This window comes from Paraflavitalea sp., assembly GCF_059502485.1.
In genome coordinates this window covers 220,105-240,568 of sequence record NZ_JCACET010000010.1, presented here as the reverse complement: position 1 = coordinate 240,568, position 20,464 = coordinate 220,105, and the positions used below count along the sequence as shown (strand labels likewise).

Sequence of the window (20,464 nt, the reverse complement as noted above, 5' to 3'; positions counted from 1 at the left end):
GGGTTACTATATTTTTGAAATACTGATAGATTCTTTGTATTGCGGAAAGAGGTTTTCCAATACTTCATTCCATTCCTTAAACTCCGTGGGTTGCAACAACAGATGATTGTTGTAAAACTCCTGGGTCAGGATAATCGTGTTGTTTTTCTGTTCATAGTGAATAACAAATCCCCAGACATTATTCTTGAATGATTTGCCTTTGGGCAGATAAGAAACCTTATATCCCTCCGGAATGGTCAGGACCGTTACAAACCGTTTTATAAAGCGGAAATCGAATTCCATCGGAATGGTGCGCTTCGGATAATCGATCTCCTCATGCTCGTAAAGTTTGAGCAGGTTCAGGTTTATATACCACTCATCGGCCAGTTTACGGGCGTAGTTCTGGAGCTCGAATTTAGCAGTGAGCGTAACGTGCTCCTTTTCTGCTTTGCCGGCGATCTGATAATTGCCAAGTTGAAACTTATTGGAGCCCCGGGTGAAGCGGCTCTTCATATAATCCTCTTTATCCTTCTCACTATAATAATTTAAGATGTCGCGTGTATTCATCGAAAAGTAGCCGCTCATATGCTGCGTAATGGAGCCTGAAATGCCTTTGTCGGTGAATTGTAGAAAGCACGTGTCCGTCAGCATGCTGACTGATTGGGCAGGAGAAGGAACGGTTACGATCTTGTATTGATCCGGACTGAGGCCGATCATCGCCTCTTTTCCCTGAATGTGCGATGCGGGTATGCCAAAAATACAGGTGGCGTCGGTGCCATCCAGGAAAATGAACTCATCCTTTTTTAACTGGATAGCGCAGATCATATGGTTGGCAACCATCGGCAACGGCGTCTCCCGGTATGAATAGGGGAGGGTGCGGGTACCGATCCAGGTGTAGTAAGCGGGTACGCCGGCAGTATTGAGCATTACCGTAAGGATACTACTCATGTCCTTGCAATCCCCAAAACGGCGGGAGCAAACGAGGTTGGCCTCGCGGGGAATAAAACCTTCCATGCCTGCTTCAAAGGCAATATATTTGATGTGCTCCTGCACCCATTGATAGATTCGCCGCGCTTTATCCTCAGGTGAATTGATGCCGTGGGTAATCGAATCAACTACTCTTTTCAATTCCGGACTCACTTCCTTATTGATATCTTTAACAAAGCTGTAGTTGAGCTTGTACATGGTATTCGTGTCGGCCAGATAAGCTACTTCTGTACCTTGCGCGTTCTTATATTTTTCAATATAGAACACAACGTGCGGTGTATAATACGCGCTTCCGGGAGCATCCGGGTAATTTTGGAGCGGGGCCAGGTCTTTCACCTGGAACTTGTAGGTGATCTCGTTTCCGCGCTTTGACTCCGTAAAAACGATCTTATCCGTATTCAATCCCTTCAGTATATATTTTACCGACATGTCCTTAGGGAAAGTGACAGTCATTTCATTATTCACGACCGGTATTCTACGGCCGAAATAATGAGCGGGTAGCAGGTAAGGCTTATTATGGGTAATCTTCAGGTCCAGGACGCCAATCGCGCCCGGGCCAATGGCCGGAAAATCGAACATGGTTTGTTTTACATCGTCATAAAACACGCTGCCGGATTTTCCGTCACCCGTTTTGAAGTTGGTAACCTTTATCTTTTTATTGTCTGCAGTTTTCGTGTACGCCTCGTACTCTGTCACATTGTGAAAGCCACTTTGGCTAAAGCCATACCGGCTCATATAAGTGGCGGCGTTTGTTGAGAGGTACATCATCTGCTCGTTTTCCCTGCTCTCTACAGAAGGCTCACCATCCTTGAGCGTTATCTTGTATTGAGTAGTACTATTCAGCAGTACTGCTTCCTGCCCGGGATACTTGCTTATCAATTCTTCCGCCTTCTGTGCGGAAACCCAGGTTGGCAGCGCAAGCGCGGTAGCCAATATAATGGATGAAGATGCTAATTTTTTCATTTGATCTCGAGTAATTGTCCGTAATAATAAAACCTCACCTGCTTGAGTTTCCCGTTGTCATCGTAGAAGCGTTGCTCGCCATGCAGGCCGTCGTCATAATAATTGCCTTCTTGTGTCACAATTCCTTTGGCATTGTATTCCTTGTAGGGACCATGCAGATTGTCGTGTACATAGCTGTACGTATTGCGCACCTTTCCATCGGAAAAGTATTGAGTGCGGACGCCTTCGGCATCGTCATATATTTCCTGCTCGGTCACTGCTACTTTGCCATTGGGGTGATACAAGGTGTAAGTACCATGTAACGTACCATCTACATATTCCATGGTGCCAGAAGGATTGCCATTTTGGTAGAAAGCCTTGAATTTGCCATTACCCCGGATAAGCGGGATTTCAGGCACCAGTTGCCCGTTCTTGTCCAGGTAGCTGTAACCTGCCTCCAAACCCTGGTCGTAGCGGAGTTGATACATAAAGGTGCCATCTTCGGCATACCGCTTGTACAGGCCATGACGCTCGTTATCCTTGGTGTCGATTTCCGTATCGATTTTTCCATTCGGATAATAGAATATCATTTTTCCCTGCAATTTGTCAGATTTGTATTCTTCTGTAGAGTACAGTACGCCCTCGGGAGTATAGTATTTCCAGGTACCTTCTTTTGCATTCATTTTATACCTGCCGTCGATGCGCACCTTGCCTCCATAGCTATATGTGGTATAGTTGCTGTCAAGCATGCCGTGTACATAATGCTGTACAAGCATCAATGATCCATCAGGATAATAGAACTTGTGTGGCCCTTCGATCTCATTGTTCACATAATTGCATTCTATGTACAATTTACCATTGGGGTAACGTGAGGTGAATTTCCCGTTGCCATTGTTTAGCTTCACCACATTGATCACCTTGCCCGTTGTGTCGTATTCTGTGAGCGACACAATATTGTCCATTTGGTATATATAGGTGCTATGAGGCTTGCCGTTGGGCCAGAAATCAGTCTTGCTGCCGTTGCGGACGTTATTCAAATACGAGGATCTTGAAGTTAGTGCGCCATATTTATCATAGTTCAACCATTCGCCCTGCAACTGGTCTTCACCATACCAGCCTTCCTCCCGCATACCGCCGGCGGGATACCAGGATGTGTAATAGCCGTTTTTCTGATTTTCAGCATATTCCACGACGTAGCTTTTTTTACCGCTTTGGTGATAGCCAGTGGTAGCACCATTCAGATCGCCATTCTTGTAAGCTTCCAAAAGATTCTCTTTGCCCGAACCGTAGTAGTATATTTTGGTTCCATCCAGGGCGCCTTTTTCTCCATAAGGAGTGAGCGTTTGTTTGCTGCCATCCGGACTATAGGTGGTGAGGTCAAGTCTGCCTTTCTTCAATTCAGAAATGCTGATCTGTTTGCCGGTTTTATCAAAGTAACGGCCGCTTTTCAGCCTGTCATCATCAAATGTCAATGTAGAATAAAGCTTACCATCTTCAGCATAGTAGTTGATATCGCCGGAGGTTTTTCCCTTCTTATTCATATAACGATAAGCTACCTTCCCGTCTTCATGATACGACACATATTCTCCTTCCAGTACACCCTTGTCATAAGTTTCTACAGATTGAATTTTGCCATTATCATGATATCGCTTCACGGGGCCCATCAACTTTCCTTGCGTATAAGTGCCTTCTACACTCAATAGCCCATTACTGTTCCAGCCCTTAAAGACGCCACTTAATTCGTCGTCAACATAAGTGCCTTCAGTATCGGGCCGGCCATTGATATAATAGGTTTTGGCAGGTCCCTGGCGTTTGCCATTTACATAGGCCTCTTCCATTTGAAGATGACCTGACTTGTAAAATGATTTCTTTACACCACTGAGTTGGCCGTTGCTGTAAGGTTCGATGGTCTTGACGACTCCATTTGAGTAATAGGAGGTGTATGTACCGTCGGCTTGCCCATCTTTATAGGTTGAGTTGGATTCAATAGCCCCTTGCTCGGAATAGTAAATTTGCTTACCGTCCTGCTTGTTATTGCGAAAAGCTTCGTTGGCTTTAAGCTTACCAGTGAAATAGTAATAGGAAAAAGTGCCTTCCTTTTCACCTTTGTCACTGAAAAGCCCTTCCGACCTTTTATTGCCTGAAGCAAAATAGAAAGTCCAGGGGCCCGTAAGCATGTCTTTTCCTTTAACAGTGCCTTTCCCATACAGCTTTCCTTCGGAAAACTGATAACAGGGGCCATTGTAATTGCGTTTTGCATATTGCAATTCACGGGTAGCCCTGACGAGGTTGAAATATTCAACCACATCCGCTTTCAAAGCTTCAATATCCTTTTTCTTCTTTTTATTAAAATCCTGGATTACTGGCAGGTCTACACCCGCAAAGGCATAATTGACGAAATATTCGAATTTCTTATCCTCAAATATCTTCTTAAACAAGGGAACATAATACTGCATGTAGAAATCCTTGTCGCTATCGTCAAATGCGAGCTTTTCGAGGACCACCTGCATTTGCCGCGAAATGTTATCGTCGAGATCAATGATGATCTTATAGCTTTTATCCAGGGCTATCTTGGACAGCACGATTTGCTCTATCAGCCTGAAATTATCGGAAGGGTCCTCGGTGCGTTTATTGAGTACCTCCGTAATATTATCCGTGCTTTTAGATATCTCACTCAGTAGATTGATCGCGTTTTTAGAATACCTGCTGCCAGGCTCTACCGTCAGACTGGCCAGCATACACAAAAAGCCCGGTACAACCTTACCCTGGTTGATCGCACTAATACCCAGTTTATGATGTACACCGGGAGAATAGGGGCTTATGAGTGCTGCCTGCTGAAGCACTTGTTCGGCCTCCTTGTATTTTTTCTGCCGGATCAGGGTAGTGCCTTTATTGAGATATAAATTGACGAAGGCGGGATAGACACGCAGTGCCGAATCAAATACCTGCAGCGCACGGTCCTGTTCATTGTTATAGTCATACAGTGCCCCATAGAGCACCAACAGTTCCGGGTCACGCTCAGGGTCCGATCTGTCGGCAAGCCCTTTTGCGCAGTAAGCGATACCGCGGGCAAATTGGCTGTCTGCGGAACAGGTCAGTGCGCTTTCGTATAATGCTAATACATAATTGGTATCGCCCACCGGAACTTTATCAAATTCTTTCAGGGCTTCCTTGTATTTGCCTTCATCGTATAGCTTGATACCGGTTTCGATGATTTCACCGGAATTAATACGCAAGGCTTTTTGCTGGGCAACAGAAAAGAGGGAGGACGTACAGAGTACAGTCAACAGGGTTAATCGGGCAATCATTACTACAACGGTCTTTATTAGGTGAATGTTAACAGTAATTAGGATAAAAACGAAGTTGCTGCAGGTATTATTTTATGGATAAGTAGTATATATCTGTGAGGGATAAGGGCCGGGCACATAGTGAAATATCCAAAGCAACTGGCCAGGACAAAAAGAGAACAGACGCGCAATTTTTGCGAACCTGTCCGGCTTGTAATCCCGGTCGGACGTGGTAGTAGCGTTGGTTATTGGGCCAAAGATAACCGGAAGAGATATGTAGGGTAGTACAAACCGATAAGCGTGTCGAAATAGGGCATAACCGTGCAGTTTTAGGCAATAAGTGTGCAAAGGGGATAAGCCAATGCCTTGGTCCCCCATCTTGCAATTAGGTCAGGCAGCAGTTATGGCAAACGCTGTTATTCCGCTTTGGAGTAATTTATCAACCCTTTAACGAGCTGTACACCGCCAAACAGGATGGCCCCCCAGAAGATAAAGCCGATATTGGCCATCGTGGCAATAGTACCGCCAACACACCATACGGCACCCCACAAAATGTCCTTTTGTGCCTGTTGTTTTATGACGTTCGTGATCTGACCACGCAGGTCTTCCACAGTTGCCCTGGCTTGATCTTCCGGAATGCCATTGGCAACCATCGTATCAATAGCTTGCGCTGGACTCATCTGCTGCTCGACTAGCAGATTGGCAGCCTGGTTGTAAATTGTATTAGTATCCACTGGTTGCGGAGCGAGGGTATTCTCCATGTAGTAAGGGGTGTTTAGGTTACTGCGATGTTACAACAATTTTCAACGGTAACCAATAGGTATAGTTGTTACCAGGCAGATAGCAGGTCCTAAATCCAGCCCTTGCAGGCATTAATTGATATCCGTCAAACAGCCTGAGCTACCAAACAAAAAAGCAATCCTTTCGACTTGCTTTGTGAACCCGGTTAGAACAATTATCGAACACGTTTTTGGAGCAGTCTTAAAGGATTTTATAATCTTAAGGTGTTGTTGTTCAATTCATTGTTGATATTTCTTTTAACTTTTGAGTACTTCAATATGGGATCTTTAGCTAATGCCAACCTTGCTTAGCAGTAAATACCGTTAAAACACTGTATGGGACAAAATCAAAAAGCATTATTTTAATCGTTAAACGATAAATCTTTAATAATCAATGCTGCCAGAAGAACAGATCTATCCGTACAGCATATTCCTTATAGAAAAAGGTAATGTACTGTCATTGAAAACGGCCTTGAAGACAAAAATGAAAATTACTTCTAAGAAGAAAATCGCACAAAACACTTTTACATTCTTTTTTTCCGAGAAGCCACCTGATACACCCGTACACTGGATGGATATCTACAAACCATTTCTTCCTAAGTTAAAGCAGCGCTATAATCAAGTTTATTTTGGTGTCTTACTTGTTGAAGTAAAAGGAGGAAGAGCATTCGCGGTATCATTAGGCAAAGCACATTTTTACGTAGAGCCATATTGCGATACAGAATTTGGGCTAGACTTAGCTGAGAGAATCGCAGATCCAACAGAGATTAAAGAAAAAGGATCAAAACATCTTTTTAATATTAAGAACCAGTCTATAGTTAGCTATCGCAAAAGCAGTGAGGTTAGTGACTATGAATCCGGAGAATTTTATCGCCGGTTGGTAGCTTCCACTATTTCCGAAGCTCAATGGGGAAAGCGAGTAGCATTTGGAGAAAATATCCACTTCAATTTAGCAATAAAACCGATAGACCTTTCCCCTTTTTTGATATGTATACAAAAAACATTAGCAAAACGAATAAAAGTTGAAATACCTAGGGTTAAACAGATAAAAGAAGTTACTATAATTAAAAAATTAGAGAGAGCCTTAATAAAAGCTCTAAATCAATTAAGCACTAAAAAAGATGATGAAGATTTGGTATTGACATGGAAAGATAAATTTTTCAATGATGATAGTCAATTTTATGTCTATGCCAGAGGGAACAAGAAAGACAAACAAAAGCTTACAGCTTTTGATATTCAATCCTTGAAATTTTTTGCAAAGTCAAATAATATTTTAATCGGTGACGAGCTGAATAACCTGCAGATTGAAATTGTTGATGCGGATGGCTATAGTGCAGCAAGGTCTTTAAAGTTTTTTGTTGATTACACTGATGATAAAGGTAACTGCTTTCTTGACGGAAAATGGCAACACTTCAATCAGTCATATATAGACTACCTTAAAAAGTTCGTAGATTCAGTAGAGGTGGAATACAATCCAAAGCAAAATTTATCTAAGAAAAAGCTGGCTGCTTTTTTGGCTAAGAACAAAGAATTTTATGCAGAACAATATTTCAATTTGCTTAGAGAAAAAGAAGGTTATATAAATAAAGATAGGGATATAATTCTTCTTGATAAAAAGTACAGAGTAGAGTGCATGGATCTTTATAAAGGTAGATGTCTATTTTTTGTGAAAATAGGTACGCTTCAAAAATTATCCTACGTAATTGATCAAGCCAAAAACACACTTCTACTTTTTAAGTCAAAGCAGGTCAAGATTCAAGTCAAACAATCAAACATTCGGCCTAAACAAATCTGCTTGTGGCTTATTCTGGACCGTAGGACGGAGGTCGAAAAACTATCAGACCTCGATTCCTTGATCTTTCACACTAAATTGACCGAGTGGATTCATTTGTCTAAAAGCATGAATATGACCCCAATCGTAAAAGTGAATTATAAAATAGATTAATATTGAATTGCTAGATCATGTATTTAAGATGATATATAGAATTTTCCTTAGTACTAATGTCGATACCGTTTTCATCCTCTGGTTTGTCATTGTAAACAGAAACTAATTGAAGTCAAAAAACTAAATGAAATTTAAATTAGTATGATACCTTTAGAAATTACGGCAGAGGATATATTGAAAGCAATTCGCAAAATCGACTCTGATGATTATTCCCCAGATCGGAAATCAGACGACTACGATCTTTATTATGAAGGAAGGTTTTATCCGCCAAAGGTAGTTATCTCGTATGCGAATATTTTTGCAAAAGGTGAAGAATGGCCATCGGATAAATTCAGTGGTGGAGAAGAATCTAATAACTTTCTCATTCATCGTGGATTTCCAATCCTTACAAAAACTGCACGTAGTGCTGATTACCCCTTTACAAAAGAGGAAATTACCTTCTTTGATAAGTATGCTAATCAACCCTATAATAGCAAAGACCCTATTCATAAAAATGCTGGTGTATTTATCAATAAGTATATCTGGGGACGATCAAGATACTGGGCCGATCAGATTCATGAAGTTTCGCCGTACATTCGTAAGGGATCGATTCATTGGAATGAAAAGAGGAATAATAAGACAGGACAGGCATTCAAATATTACTCGTGGTATCAATTGCACCATGCCGATCACTACCATGATAAAGTATTTTTCACTGTAGGTATTGAGGGGCCTAGATCTCCTGATTATTTGAAGTCCCACCTTGTGATAAAATTAGATTGCCGGCGATCAGGTATTGATAAGAATTTAGAATCAAGGTTTGATAAATTACTGCTTGAAAATAGAATAGGATGGAAATTCATCCACATACAGGCCGATGATACAGGTGATTGGCAATACATAATAAACGATTCGCTTACCTATTTGAAGGAAACTCTTCCTATATATCTTGAAGCAATCAGATTGTTTGATAATAGATCCCTTGAAATGGCGGCCCGGATAGTATGGAACGACAACAATTGGATAAGTCCTTCGGGACGTAGCGGAAAATCTCGAAGTCATGCAAAAAGCCAAGAGAAAGAATACGGATTCACTCCGGAAGAATGGTTATTAGACTTAGACAAAACCATTGACGGTTTTCATTATGCCTGCATGGAGGCTTTGAATACGAAGGATCATGTCGGGAAATCTTATAACCTAACCCTATTTGCTAGTAACTGGGACATTCGACAATGGTATTGGGTAGGTAAGATTACCGGCGCAGAAGTGATTACGGATAATCAATCAGAACTCATTACTAAGGAGTATCTACGTCGAGGCTGGTTGAACGAGCAGATTTGGCAGCTTGGCGAGTTGGAGAATGTTAATGTACAGCGATACATTGATTGGCACAACTACAAACGTTTCAATGTTCGATTCAGGCCCGAGGATTTTCGCTCTTATGAGTTGGCGCCATTTTCGGAAAATGAGGTACCTCCTTCTGGCCATTATAATCTGCCGACATTGAAAAAGCTTCCAGGATTTCTTACAAGACAAGAGGCTGAAGGCGAAGTTGATGATCTTGTTTTCGGTAGCGAAAATGAAGAGGGCCCAAAGAAGAAAATAAAGCGAGAACATCGACCGCAGGTAAGAGAGTTAGAAAATGTGCATCGGCATGTTCAAACCGGATACGCGAACTATTTACGCCGTCATAAGTCCGATGGACACAAAATCTACACTGAAAGCTATAAAAGGAAAAGTAAGGTCCGTGTGGACATCCTTGAAGTAACTCCGACGAATGAGAAAATTTTTTTTGAAGTAAAAACCTATCCAAGCAGTAGATATTCTATACGGGCAGCACTTGGACAATTGTTCGAATATGCATACTTCCCCCTCCAGAAATTGGCTGATGAATTTGTGATCGTGTCACATTTGCCCGCCTCTGCTGATGAATTAGCATACTTACAACATCTGGGAAAGGAACTTGGTATCAAAGTGAGGTATGTTTGCTTTGATTGGAAGAAAGGCGTTGTAGTAGAAACATAGCAATTAGGTTACGGATGGAATTTCATAAGCTATACTCTCATTCCGATATTCATGGATTTCAAGTGCGATGGGGATTCGGCTTGGTGCTGCTAACTTTAAGCGAGAAATCGTTATTTCATGGTGACCTCTGTAAGAGAGGTTAGGGACATCAATCTTTTCCTGTTCAAGCTTTATAATTATATGCTTAATTTCTCCTCGCCTCGAAATTTAACTTGATCCCCATAAGTTCGGCATCAAATGATAATATTGAATTCGAACACGAAAAAGCCTTCAAAATCAATGATCTTGAAGGCTTCTGTTTTTGTAAGTGAACCCGCTGGGACTCGAACCCAGGGCCCCAACATTAAAAGTGTTGTGCTCTACCAACTGAGCTACGAGTTCTAACCTCCCTTGCTACTCAATAACTGTCTCATTTTCAGGACCGTTATATCGTTTTTGGGAGTGCAAAAATACGTAGAAATCACATCGCACCAAATTTATTTCTGATTTTATTTTCACACCCTGTGGATTGAAATCATTTGGTTTTTTGGAATTCCCGCAAACCCACGGCCAGCCTGCGATGCAGGAGTACAATTTCATAGTAGGAACTAAAAATAAATATGCAAACCAATGAGTTACAGAAATTTAAAACGACTTACAACTCGCTTTCCAACAAAACAGGGTGTAATTTAGTTATGATTACACACTATGGATTATACCAGGGAATTCAGGAAGTTTATCAGTAGTCAGTATTTGTATGCAGGTGTGCGCATCACCGCCGGCGCCATCATTCCCGCGGTAGTATTGAACCATTATGATCTCCTCACCACTATGATGGCGATCCCGCTGGGCGCCCTGGTGGTCAGCATTACCGATATGCCCGGCCCCCTCCAGCACCGCCGCAACGGAATGCTGGTGAGTATCCTGCTCAACTGTATCGTGGTGCTCATCGTAGGTTTCACCCGGCAGTTTCCCTGGATGATTGGCCTTGAGATCATTCTTTTCGGTATGCTCTTTTCCCTGGCTGGGGTCTATGGCAACCGGGCCAACTCGATCGGCCTTATCGCCTTGCTGGTATTCATTTTCAACGTCGATAGCCACCTGGCCTCCACCAATATCTGGCGCGATGCTGCCTGGTTTACAGTGGGCGGTGCCTGGTATGCCCTGTTGAGCTTCTTCCTGCACACCTTACGCCCATATAGGCCTATCCAGCAATTGTTGGGCGAAAGCCTGATGGAAATTGCCGGCTACCTCCGCGTCAAAGCAGCCTTTTATGATGTAGAGCGCGATAATGAACACCTCTATAAAGAATTGATGCGCCATCAGGTGGCCATCCACCTGCACCATGAAGAACTGCATGAAATGCTCTTCAAAGCGAGGCGGGTTATTTCCGAGTCCACCAGCAAGAGCCGCATCCTCATGATGATGTACCTCGATAGTATAGACCTGTTCGAGCGCATCATGACCACCCAACAGGAGTATGAAACCCTGCACGAAGAGTTTGACGATACAGAAATATTGAAGACATATCACCGGATGATCCTGCTGGCATCGGATGAATTACAAAAAATAGGTTTGGCGGTACAGGAAGGACTACCCTATAGAGATGACCATTCCCTCGAAGAGGTGTACAAAGAAACCAGCGATGCCTATTTTGCCCTGCGCGATAAAGAATTGGGGCCCCATACCATTGAAGGATTCATCAAGCTGCGTCATATTCTGTACAGCATTGAAGACCTGGTGGAGCGCATCGCTGTGCTGGCGCATTATTCCACCTACGATCGCAACATCAGCAAGAACAAAGAAGTAGGGGAGAAGCTCCTGAAAGAACAGGCGCCTGCCAACCAGGAATACAGCATCAAGCTGCTGGTCGATAACCTCTCACTGCAGTCGTCCCATTTTAGACATGCTGTCCGCGTCACATTGGCGATGATGATCGGATACATCATTTCGTTGCTGTATCCGTTGGGACATGGATACTGGATATTGCTTACGATCGTCACGATCCTGAAACCTGCCTACAGCATCACCCGCCAGCGTAATATTCATCGTTTGGCAGGCACATTGATCGGTGCTGCTTTTTCTTTTGGCGTGCTATTCTTTATTAAAGACAACACTGCCATTTTCGTGCTGCTGCTGGTATCCATGATCGTTTCTTATACCTACATCAAGCTCAACTACCTGGTAGGGTCGATAGGCATTACGGCCTATGTGATCCTTAGCTTCCATTTTATGAATCCCGGTGGGTTAGCTACTGTATTGCAGGATAGGATCATTGATACAGGCATTGGCTCGCTCATTGCCTATCTGGTGTCCAAATTTGTGTTGCCATTATGGGAGCATGAGCAAATCGATCCCTTCATTATTAAGTTCATTCAAACCAGCCGGCACTACTTCAATGTGGTATCCGCTGCCTTTACCAATCAGTCGACAGACAAAGCCGGTTACAGAGGAGCGCGCAAAGAAGCGTTTGTGGCCCTGGCCAATATGTCCGATCACTTCCATCGTATGCTGTCGGAGCCCAAGAACAAGCAGCCCGGTCTTTCACATTACCACCAGTTTGTAGCTACCAGCCACCTCCTGGCCTCACACATAGCTTCACTTGCCTATTATGCAGAGCGGTCAGCGCCGCAATATGCTTCCCCTGATTTTCTGCCACTGATTAAACAGGTAGACGATCAGTTTAGGGTTTCTCAAAACTTAATGGAGCATCAGGCACTTCCCTTGGTTGAGCAAAAGACCGGAGACTATCCCATTCGCGCCCGCTTGCAGCAGCTCTTTGAGCAAAGGCGACAGGAGATACAGGCAGGTCCGGGCAATGTGCAGCAATCCGTACGCAAAACACTGTCTGACCTGAAGGCCATCACCGATCAGTTCCAGTTGATCTATTCCATCACAGCCGAACACGTAAGGATATTGGGTAAGCTGAAGAAAGAAGAAAACTGATGCAGTGCTGACTGATACGTGATCTTATTATATCTTTGTCCTTCAGTTCTGCATGAAAATATACTCCGCACTACAAATCGGCGATTACCACACCAATCATTGCGAAGACTACCTGTTTATCGACAGCTTGGGCAAAAACAAATACATAGCAGCCGTTATGGATGGCTGTACCATGGGCACAGATAGTTACCTCGCTTCTACCTTGACAGGCAAGTTGCTCCGTAAAATAATCAAGAGCAGAAATTACCAGGATTTGTATACCATGACTCCGGCTTCCGATACTCCGGAAGTGGTCGTGAAATCTATATTGGCCGAACTCTTCCGTGAACTGGTGGCAGTTAAAAACCAGCTTTTGCTCAATCAGGATGAATTGCTGACTACATTAATCCTGCTCCTTGCAGATAAAGAAAAGAATGAAGGATTCGTCCTCGTTATTGGCGATGGTGTGGTCTGTATTAATGGCCAGTTAACTGTGTTCGATCACGATAATAAGCCGGATTATATTGGATTCCATCTGGGGAAAGATTTTGAAGAATGGTACGCAAGCCATTCTCAGAAACTACATTTCCATAATATTGCAGATATATCTATCGCCACGGATGGCATTGAGCTATTTACCAGAGTGACTGAACAGCAGCTGGATGTCGTTGATCCTATAGATTTTCTTGTCAGAGATACAGAAGACGCTGCAAAGGACGATATGCTGGAATCAAAATTGAAAAAGCTGGAACATCAATTCGGAATGAGACCGGGCGATGATCTGTCAGTTATTCGAATTATCAATAATATATCATGAAACAATCCTTAGCCCGCATAGCACTGGTAGTAAGCGATTATGATGAAGCCATTGCTTTCTATACACAGAAATTGCATTTTACATTAATAGAAGACACCGTATTGTCGCCCACCAAAAGATGGGTAGTCGTATCGCCTCCCGGTTCTGATGGCTGCTGTCTGCTGCTGGCCAAAGCTGCCAATGAAGAACAGCAAAGCAGGGTAGGCAACCAAACCGGCGGCCGGGTATTCCTGTTCCTGTATACCGACAACTTCGACCGCGATTATAAAAACCTGCAACAACACAACATCACTATTGTGCGCGAGCCCGTTATGGAAACCTGGGGTAAAGTAGCAGTATTTGCCGACCTGTATGGCAACCTGTGGGACCTGATCGAAGCACCCGGGCAATAGCCGATTTAACAAAATAGTAGAAAGGAGTTTTGTACATTCAAAACATAACCCCTTGCTATGCGTAAGTTGCTCCTTGCTCTATGTTGCTTTTCTGCTACAACTACTATTGCCCGTGATACCACCTATCTGAAAGTGCATTTCCTCTATGGCTCACGGCCATTGAAAGAATACAAAGACACAGAAGAAAAATGGTTTGGCGGTGTATTGGGTGGCCATGTGGGCATTGAAGCCGATAGCAACCGGATCGTCAACTTCCTTCCGCAAGGCTCCTTCCATGTATTTAAAAAAGAAAACGACCGGCACAGCACTTACGCGGTGCACAATGAAAGTGCATTCTATGGTATCCTGGGCGGTGACCCCGACAGTGTGAAGAAAGTTATTGTCTACATTCCCGTTACTGCTCGGCAAAAGCAACAGTTCGATAGCATTGCAGCTACCTACCTGGTGCAAACACCCTATGATTATGCGCTATTCGGCATGCGCTGCGGAGCAGCATCGTATGAAATATTGGGACAGTTGAACATCGTCAAAAAATACCCACGCAAAAAGACTGCTAAGAAGATATTCTACCCTAAGAAGCTGCGGAAAAGGTTGCTCAAAAAAGCAGCGCCCAATGGCTGGACCGTAGTACGGCAGGAAGGCACACCAAAAAGACGCTGGGAAAAAGATTGAGTACGTAACTTTAAGGGGGAACTAAATCCCGCTCCATGATACATTGCAAAGCCGTTAAAACAGAGCTGGAACAGATCATGACCTTCCGCCGGTTATTCCTGCAGGAGAACAACTGCCAGATCCGTTACAACGCTGTACACGAGCGAGGTTGGTCCGATTCTTACCTGCTTTTCCTGGATGAAGTAGCAGTGGGGCATGGATCAGTGAATGGACAGGACATACACGGCGTCCGCGAAACCATTTTCGAATTTTACCTGGTGCCCCATGCCCGGCATTACGCCAACCTGCTCTTCCGTGAATTACTGAATACGTCAAGGGCCACCCTGATCGAATCACAAAGCAACGTATTGCTCCTTACTTCCATGTTGCATGAGTTTTCTGGCAATATCGACGCGCCGGTGGTGCTATTTAAAGATTATGCAGTAACAGATTATACGATACCCAATGCAATCTTCAGAATATTGAAAGACGGTGAACAGGTATATACAAAAGAACCTGGTACCTATGTGTTGGAGCTGAAAGGAGAAGTCGTTGCCACGGGTGGCTTCCTGCTACATTATAATATGCCCTTTGCCGATCTATACATGGAAGTAAAAGAAGACTGCCGCAAACAAGGGTATGGCAGTTACTTGCTACAGGAAGTAAAAAAGCAATGCTACCTCGCAGGGCGTATACCCGCTGCCCGTTGCAATGTTTCCAATCCGGCATCTAAAGCCACTTTGCTGAAAGCAGGTTTACAAGTAGCCGGTCACATGCTCATAGGGAAGGTAAAATAAACTATACGACAAGGTTATAAATTGGCTATCTTCAAGGCCTAACCATTAGCCATGCTTATGCCCCTTCGTACAACCCGCATTCCTTATCTATCCATTGTTGTATTATTCCTTTTCATTGCTTGTAAAGCCACCCAATCTTCCGGAACATCCGGTACAGCAAAAGGAACAGTCACCACAACAATTCCAGCTTGCCAGCAGATAATCAGGTATTATTCACAAAAGTTCCGGGATGTGCAAAATGCCCGCGATATGACAATGAACGCAGTGATCACCATTGACCCATTGGCCAAAAACATCAATACATCCGCAGAAATGGAAGGAGGTGAGAAGGCGGGTTTTGATATGACCATCGAACATTTTGACTGCACCTTGAATGCAGACCTTACTGCAGGAGAGGCATTGTATACAGGCCATATCCGGCAACAGGACGGAAGCTCCACCAAAGCTTATCTTAAGCTCGAAGCAAAAGATGGCGGTCTGGTCATGTCCAATGGAGATCCGGAAAAAACTTCCGACATGCTGATGTATATATCCAAATGGGAAATCGTTAAGCCACAACCATGATCATCGCCCAAACAGAACGCCTGCTGATTCGTCAACTTACTGTTGATGATGCTCCCTTTATACTGAAGCTCGTCAATGAGCCGGCCTGGCTGGCTTACATTGGCGATAAAGGCGTGCGATCTGTTGAAGATGCAGTGAATTATATCCTTTCCGGGCCAATGAAAAGTTATGAGATGAATGGCTTTGGCCTTTGGCTGGTGCAGTTATTGCAGAGCAATGAGCCGATTGGTATGTGTGGACTCATTAAAAGAGATACCCTGCCGATTCCGGATATTGGCTTTGCATTTATGGCGGCGCACAACGGTAAAGGATATGCCCATGAAGCAGCAACGGCCGTACTGGACTATGCAAGAAACAAAGTGGGATTACTGCACCTGTTGGCCATCGTGAACCAGGACAATGTCCGCTCGATACACCTGTTGGAAAAGCTGGGATTCAGATTCGAGCGGTTGATCACCATGCCGGGAGAACAAAGATCCATCAACGTGATGGGGGTAAGTCTGGAACCCATATGACCCGAAGCTAATGGCTAAAAGCTAACACCTAATACCTTTCTATTCCATAATTACTTATTTTTGTTTGACTTAACCGGTTATTATGCAGGATGCGATCATAGAATTAAAGCACGTAAATATATATCAGGGCAGTAATCTCGTATTGCAGGATGTGAACCTCCGGGTGCAGAAAGGCGAGTTTGTTTACCTGGTGGGTAAAACGGGGACCGGCAAATCCAGTCTGTTGAAAACACTTTACGGCGACCTCCCAATGAAAGAAGGAGATTGCACCGTAGTAGGCTTCAACCTGCGCGAAATGGATTGGAAGAAAGTGCCCTTCCTGCGTCGCAACCTCGGCGTGGTTTTCCAGGATTTCCAATTGCTCACCGACCGCAATGTCAACGATAACCTCAAGTTTGTGCTGCGCGCTACAGGCTGGAAAGATGAAAAACTCATGGACGAGAAGATCGTCGATGTGCTGGATAAAGTGGGTCTGAAAGCCAAAGGCTTTAAAATGCCTTTTGAGTTGAGTGGTGGCGAGCAGCAACGCGTGGACATTGCCAGGGCGCTGCTTAACTCTCCCAAGCTTATCCTGGCCGATGAGCCTACCGGTAACCTCGATCCGGAGACTTCCGATGAGATCATGCAGCTGCTGTTCCATATCTCCCGCGATTATGGCACCGCCATCGTGATGGCTACCCACGACTATATCGTGATCAACAAATTCCCCGCACGTATGGTGCGCACAGAACGGGGCAGGGTCATCGACAATGCAAGCATAGACATAGTATGATCTCCATACTAATACCCGTATACAATCAGGATATAAATAATTTGGTAGCCCGGCTAAGCGCCGGGCTTTCCCATTTACAGGGGAGCGGTGAGATCATTGTGATGGACGATGGTTCAACGCAGGCATTTCGGCTGATCAATGAAGCCATTACAAAACTGCCTTTCGTTCGCTACATGCCATTAGAGAAGAACCACGGTCGTGCACGTATCCGTCAGCTATTGGCGGCCGCAGCAGCTGGAGAGTGGTTACTCTTCCTCGATGGGGACAGCGAAATACCTTCAGATAATTTCCTGGCTAACTATTACCAGGCAATAACCACAAATACTGGAGTAATAGTGGGCGGCAGGATCTACACGCACAATCCTCCACAGGATTGCAATACTGCATTACACTGGAAATACGGTACCCACCGCGAAAGCAGGCTGCCCGGCAAAAAACACCAGCCGGCATTTATGACCAACAACTTCATGATACAGGCCCGCTATTTTAAGCAATTGACATTCGATACCGGTGGAGAAGGCTACGGGCATGAAGACACCTGGATTGGCATCCAGTTGGAGCAAAACAACATACCAGTAAGCTACATTGATAATCCGGTATTACATGCTGGGCTGGAGACTAACACCATATTCATTGCCAAGTCGGAAAATGCGCTGATAAACCTGCAAAAGTTGAGTGGTATGATTCCGGAGGAGCTGCTTGTCAGGCATGTTAAACTCTTTCGTGTGTATCGTAGACTTGCAAAATGGCAAGCCCACTGGATACCAATAGTGGGCTATAAGTTAATGAAAGGATACATTCATCGCAACCTTCAATCCTGCAATCCTTCCTTAAGACTCTTCGATCTTTACAGATTACAATACTTTATACGCTTGCAGGAGCACTATCCCATATCAAAGAAGTAAGCTGCTTGGTCAATTGGCCATGATTCAGGAAAGGAGCCAATATCTCTTTGCGCAGCAACAACTCGTGCTCATCGAAAGGCTGGTGATACAATTGAATGATGATAGATTGAAAAGCTTCTGCAGTGGTAGCCACATGACAGGCCGTGTCGAGACCTGAAGCCGCTACCATCGTAGGATTCACTACGCAATGCCTGCCGGAGAACAAGGCATTCAATAATTTTACTGAACGGCTTTTGCGGCAGAAAGAAGGCAGTACATTGATCTGCGCCTTCCTGATCAGGTCATGCATTTGCTCCTGTGGAGGATTGGATACAAGACACGCATGGCCATGCAGGTTTACTTCACGTTCGAGGCGGGCAGTAGGATTCTTACCCGCTATAATGAAAGGAACATCGATCTTGTTGAAAATATTATTCAGTAGCCAGATAGCAGCCTCTTCATTTTCCTCTACCGAAAGATTACCATGATACAGACAAAAACAACCGATACCTGTTTCCGATTCCACGGCTGTATAAGGCAGGAGGGGAGGCACGGTCACCACCTGCTTGGCATGCAGCTTTTGCCGGTACACAGCAGCGTCTTGCTCAGACAGCGCAAGAAACAGCGCTTTGTCGGCAATGGTCTTTTCATAATTCTTCAGCAGCCTGCTCTCATGATGATAATAGATCTTTTTCAGCGGCTGCAACACAGTAGTGGTTTTGCACAACTGCTCATAATACTCATGCTCCACATTCATCAACCGCACAAGTATCTTTCGGTTGTCGAAACGTTCATCATTGAGCAGGTAAGTGCAATGAATACCTTGTAATAATATTGGATGATCGTCTTTCAATAATCTTTCCCGTAATTGATTACAGGAGCGTGAAGCAACTATATAAGGAAGCTTGGGAGTAATACATTTGTGGCCGGTCAACTTTTGATAATAATGTAACTCCGTACAATACTGAGCCAGTTCAGGTTGAGGACCACGTCCATCGTCGAAGCAGTGCAGATGCACCTTAACGCCTGCATTATGAAGATTCTTAATAGTGCAAAAGACATCGATTACACCACCATAATCTACCGGAAATGGAATGTCCGACGAAACAATATGTAAATGCTTTTCCAAAATGCTGAGCTCAGGTATTCTTTGAATAAGTTGAATAAAAAGCAACCAGTTTCTTTTCTTCCTGTTGCCAGTTAAAGATCGTTCTCGCGGTTAGACAGTTTTGTTGTAATTCCCGGTACAATTGTTCATCATTTAACAATCTATTAAGCTGAGCAGCAATGCTGTCAGCACTCAGGTCGTTAATAAGAACAGCAATTGGACACTGATTGTTTATTTCCCGGTAAACCGGATAATCCACACCCAGTTGTGGAATACCTGCCTGCATATAATCGAAAAAACGATTTGCAAGCGAATAATAGTTACTTAGACCCTTATTTTCAAATAAAGTAACCCCAATCCACGCATTAACGGTATAATTACGTAATTCGTGTGGTAATATCCTGCCTTTGAATATTACCTTTTCTTCCAGCCCATGATCGGTTACCAGTTGCCGGGCCTGCTCCATAAAATTACCATCGCCACATATGATCAAGGGAGCCGACACCTGTTTCATGGCAGGGATCAGCGTTTCAAAACTGCGCCCTTCATTCACTGTCCCCTGATATAAGATATAGCGCTCCTTTTTTTCAGGGATATTGAGCGTTAGAAGCACTGGCACATTGCGGACCACGCCATAATCCACGCCATACATCTCCTTAAACGCATCAGCGATCGGCTGGTTCACTGTATAACCAGTTTTAAACCGCGGCACGGCGAAACGTTCGATACGCTTCCAGAAACGGTAAATAGCCGGCCGCGTAACGACCTCCTTCATCTCACAAAACAGTTCATGCGCATCGTAGATCCGGGGAATACGCCTGATCACCGAAACCCCATAGCAGGGTAGGATAGTATCCAGGTCGATGGCGCAAATAACGTCTATCCTGTTGAATATCAGGTAAAAAAATAGCCGGAGGTTGTATTCGATATAGAAACTCTTGCCCTTGGAAAAGAAACAGGGCAGCCTTTTTTGCCGGAAAGATTCCTCCCTGAGCGGTACGGAATTACCCATTTTCCTGCCCACCAACGTAACCTGATAACCCGCCTGGCTTAGCGACGTGCAGATCCGGATCATACGTTGATCGAAACTGAGGTCGTTGGTAACAGTAAATACAAGATGCTTCATGCAAGCGGGGA

16 protein-coding genes and 1 tRNA gene are annotated in these 20,464 nt (G+C 44.1%); 11 read left to right on the top strand and 6 right to left on the bottom strand.

What is annotated here, in order from left to right; all coding sequences use genetic code 11:
- Positions 1 to 6 precede the first annotated feature (6 nt).
- The 3 genes from AC5JBY_RS18225 to AC5JBY_RS18215 all read right to left on the bottom strand — a co-directional run bounded on the left by AC5JBY_RS18225 (position 7) and on the right by AC5JBY_RS18215 (position 5,956).
- A complete protein-coding gene (locus tag AC5JBY_RS18225) occupies positions 7 to 1,929 on the bottom strand; it encodes a DUF3858 domain-containing protein (RefSeq protein WP_495906065.1) in 1,923 nt (640 codons plus the stop codon).
- Positions 1,926 to 5,216, bottom strand: coding sequence for a hypothetical protein (locus AC5JBY_RS18220; protein ID WP_495906064.1), 3,291 nt, complete (start codon positions 5,214 to 5,216; stop codon positions 1,926 to 1,928). The genes AC5JBY_RS18225 and AC5JBY_RS18220 overlap by 4 nt, the downstream gene beginning before the upstream one ends.
- Before the next feature lie 395 nt (positions 5,217 to 5,611).
- On the bottom strand, positions 5,612 to 5,956 hold the full coding sequence (locus AC5JBY_RS18215; RefSeq protein ID WP_495906063.1) for a hypothetical protein: 345 nt from the start codon (positions 5,954 to 5,956) through the stop codon (positions 5,612 to 5,614).
- 412 nt (positions 5,957 to 6,368) lie between these two features.
- Here AC5JBY_RS18215 and AC5JBY_RS18210 point away from each other — a divergent pair, with 412 nt between their 5' ends.
- Positions 6,369 to 7,919, top strand: coding sequence for a DUF6119 family protein (locus tag AC5JBY_RS18210; protein ID WP_495906062.1), 1,551 nt, complete (start codon positions 6,369 to 6,371; stop codon positions 7,917 to 7,919).
- A 141-nt stretch (positions 7,920 to 8,060) separates the two neighbouring features.
- Positions 8,061 to 9,923 carry a ScoMcrA-related endonuclease gene (locus AC5JBY_RS18205; RefSeq protein ID WP_495906061.1) on the top strand — a complete coding sequence of 621 codons (1,863 nt, stop codon included), beginning with the start codon at positions 8,061 to 8,063 and terminating at the stop codon, positions 9,921 to 9,923.
- Between the two features lie 308 nt (positions 9,924 to 10,231).
- On the opposite strand, the gene AC5JBY_RS18200 is transcribed toward AC5JBY_RS18205, so the two are convergent.
- Positions 10,232 to 10,304 (bottom strand) — tRNA-Lys (locus AC5JBY_RS18200).
- Positions 10,305 to 10,610: 306 nt separating this feature from the next.
- Between AC5JBY_RS18200 and AC5JBY_RS18195 the strand changes: the two genes are divergently transcribed.
- The 9 genes from AC5JBY_RS18195 (at position 10,611) to AC5JBY_RS18155 (ending at position 18,240) form a co-directional block, all read left to right on the top strand.
- Positions 10,611 to 12,848: an FUSC family protein gene (locus tag AC5JBY_RS18195; RefSeq protein WP_495906060.1), complete on the top strand. Its 2,238-nt coding sequence runs from the start codon at positions 10,611 to 10,613 to the stop codon at positions 12,846 to 12,848.
- 52 nt (positions 12,849 to 12,900) lie between these two features.
- A complete protein-coding gene (locus AC5JBY_RS18190; protein WP_495906059.1) occupies positions 12,901 to 13,644 on the top strand; it encodes a protein phosphatase 2C domain-containing protein in 744 nt (247 codons plus the stop codon).
- Complete coding sequence (locus AC5JBY_RS18185) at positions 13,641 to 14,036, top strand: VOC family protein (protein WP_495906058.1); 396 nt, start codon at positions 13,641 to 13,643, stop codon at positions 14,034 to 14,036. Before AC5JBY_RS18190 ends, AC5JBY_RS18185 begins: the two co-directional genes overlap by 4 nt.
- A gap of 57 nt (positions 14,037 to 14,093) precedes the next feature.
- Positions 14,094 to 14,708 (top strand): hypothetical protein, encoded by a 615-nt coding sequence (locus tag AC5JBY_RS18180; protein ID WP_495906057.1) that lies wholly within the window; start codon positions 14,094 to 14,096, stop codon positions 14,706 to 14,708.
- A 35-nt stretch (positions 14,709 to 14,743) separates the two neighbouring features.
- Positions 14,744 to 15,484 carry a GNAT family N-acetyltransferase gene (locus tag AC5JBY_RS18175; RefSeq protein ID WP_495906056.1) on the top strand — a complete coding sequence of 247 codons (741 nt, stop codon included), beginning with the start codon at positions 14,744 to 14,746 and terminating at the stop codon, positions 15,482 to 15,484.
- A gap of 51 nt (positions 15,485 to 15,535) precedes the next feature.
- On the top strand, positions 15,536 to 16,048 hold the full coding sequence (locus AC5JBY_RS18170) for a hypothetical protein (protein ID WP_495906055.1): 513 nt from the start codon (positions 15,536 to 15,538) through the stop codon (positions 16,046 to 16,048).
- Complete coding sequence (locus AC5JBY_RS18165) at positions 16,045 to 16,563, top strand: GNAT family N-acetyltransferase (RefSeq protein ID WP_495906054.1); 519 nt, start codon at positions 16,045 to 16,047, stop codon at positions 16,561 to 16,563. The genes AC5JBY_RS18170 and AC5JBY_RS18165 overlap by 4 nt, the downstream gene beginning before the upstream one ends.
- 82 nt (positions 16,564 to 16,645) lie before the next feature.
- Positions 16,646 to 17,335: a cell division ATP-binding protein FtsE gene (locus AC5JBY_RS18160; protein ID WP_495906053.1), complete on the top strand. Its 690-nt coding sequence runs from the start codon at positions 16,646 to 16,648 to the stop codon at positions 17,333 to 17,335.
- A complete protein-coding gene (locus AC5JBY_RS18155; protein ID WP_495906052.1) occupies positions 17,332 to 18,240 on the top strand; it encodes a glycosyltransferase family 2 protein in 909 nt (302 codons plus the stop codon). The genes AC5JBY_RS18160 and AC5JBY_RS18155 overlap by 4 nt, the downstream gene beginning before the upstream one ends.
- On the opposite strand, the gene AC5JBY_RS18150 is transcribed toward AC5JBY_RS18155, so the two are convergent.
- Positions 18,200 to 19,348 (bottom strand): glycosyltransferase, encoded by a 1,149-nt coding sequence (locus AC5JBY_RS18150; RefSeq protein WP_495906051.1) that lies wholly within the window; start codon positions 19,346 to 19,348, stop codon positions 18,200 to 18,202. The two genes, AC5JBY_RS18155 and AC5JBY_RS18150, sit on opposite strands and share 41 nt — an antisense overlap.
- Before the next feature lie 10 nt (positions 19,349 to 19,358).
- Positions 19,359 to 20,453, bottom strand: a complete 1,095-nt coding sequence (locus tag AC5JBY_RS18145) for a glycosyltransferase (RefSeq protein ID WP_495906050.1) — start codon at positions 20,451 to 20,453, stop codon at positions 19,359 to 19,361.
- Between the last annotated feature and the right edge of the window lie 11 nt (positions 20,454 to 20,464).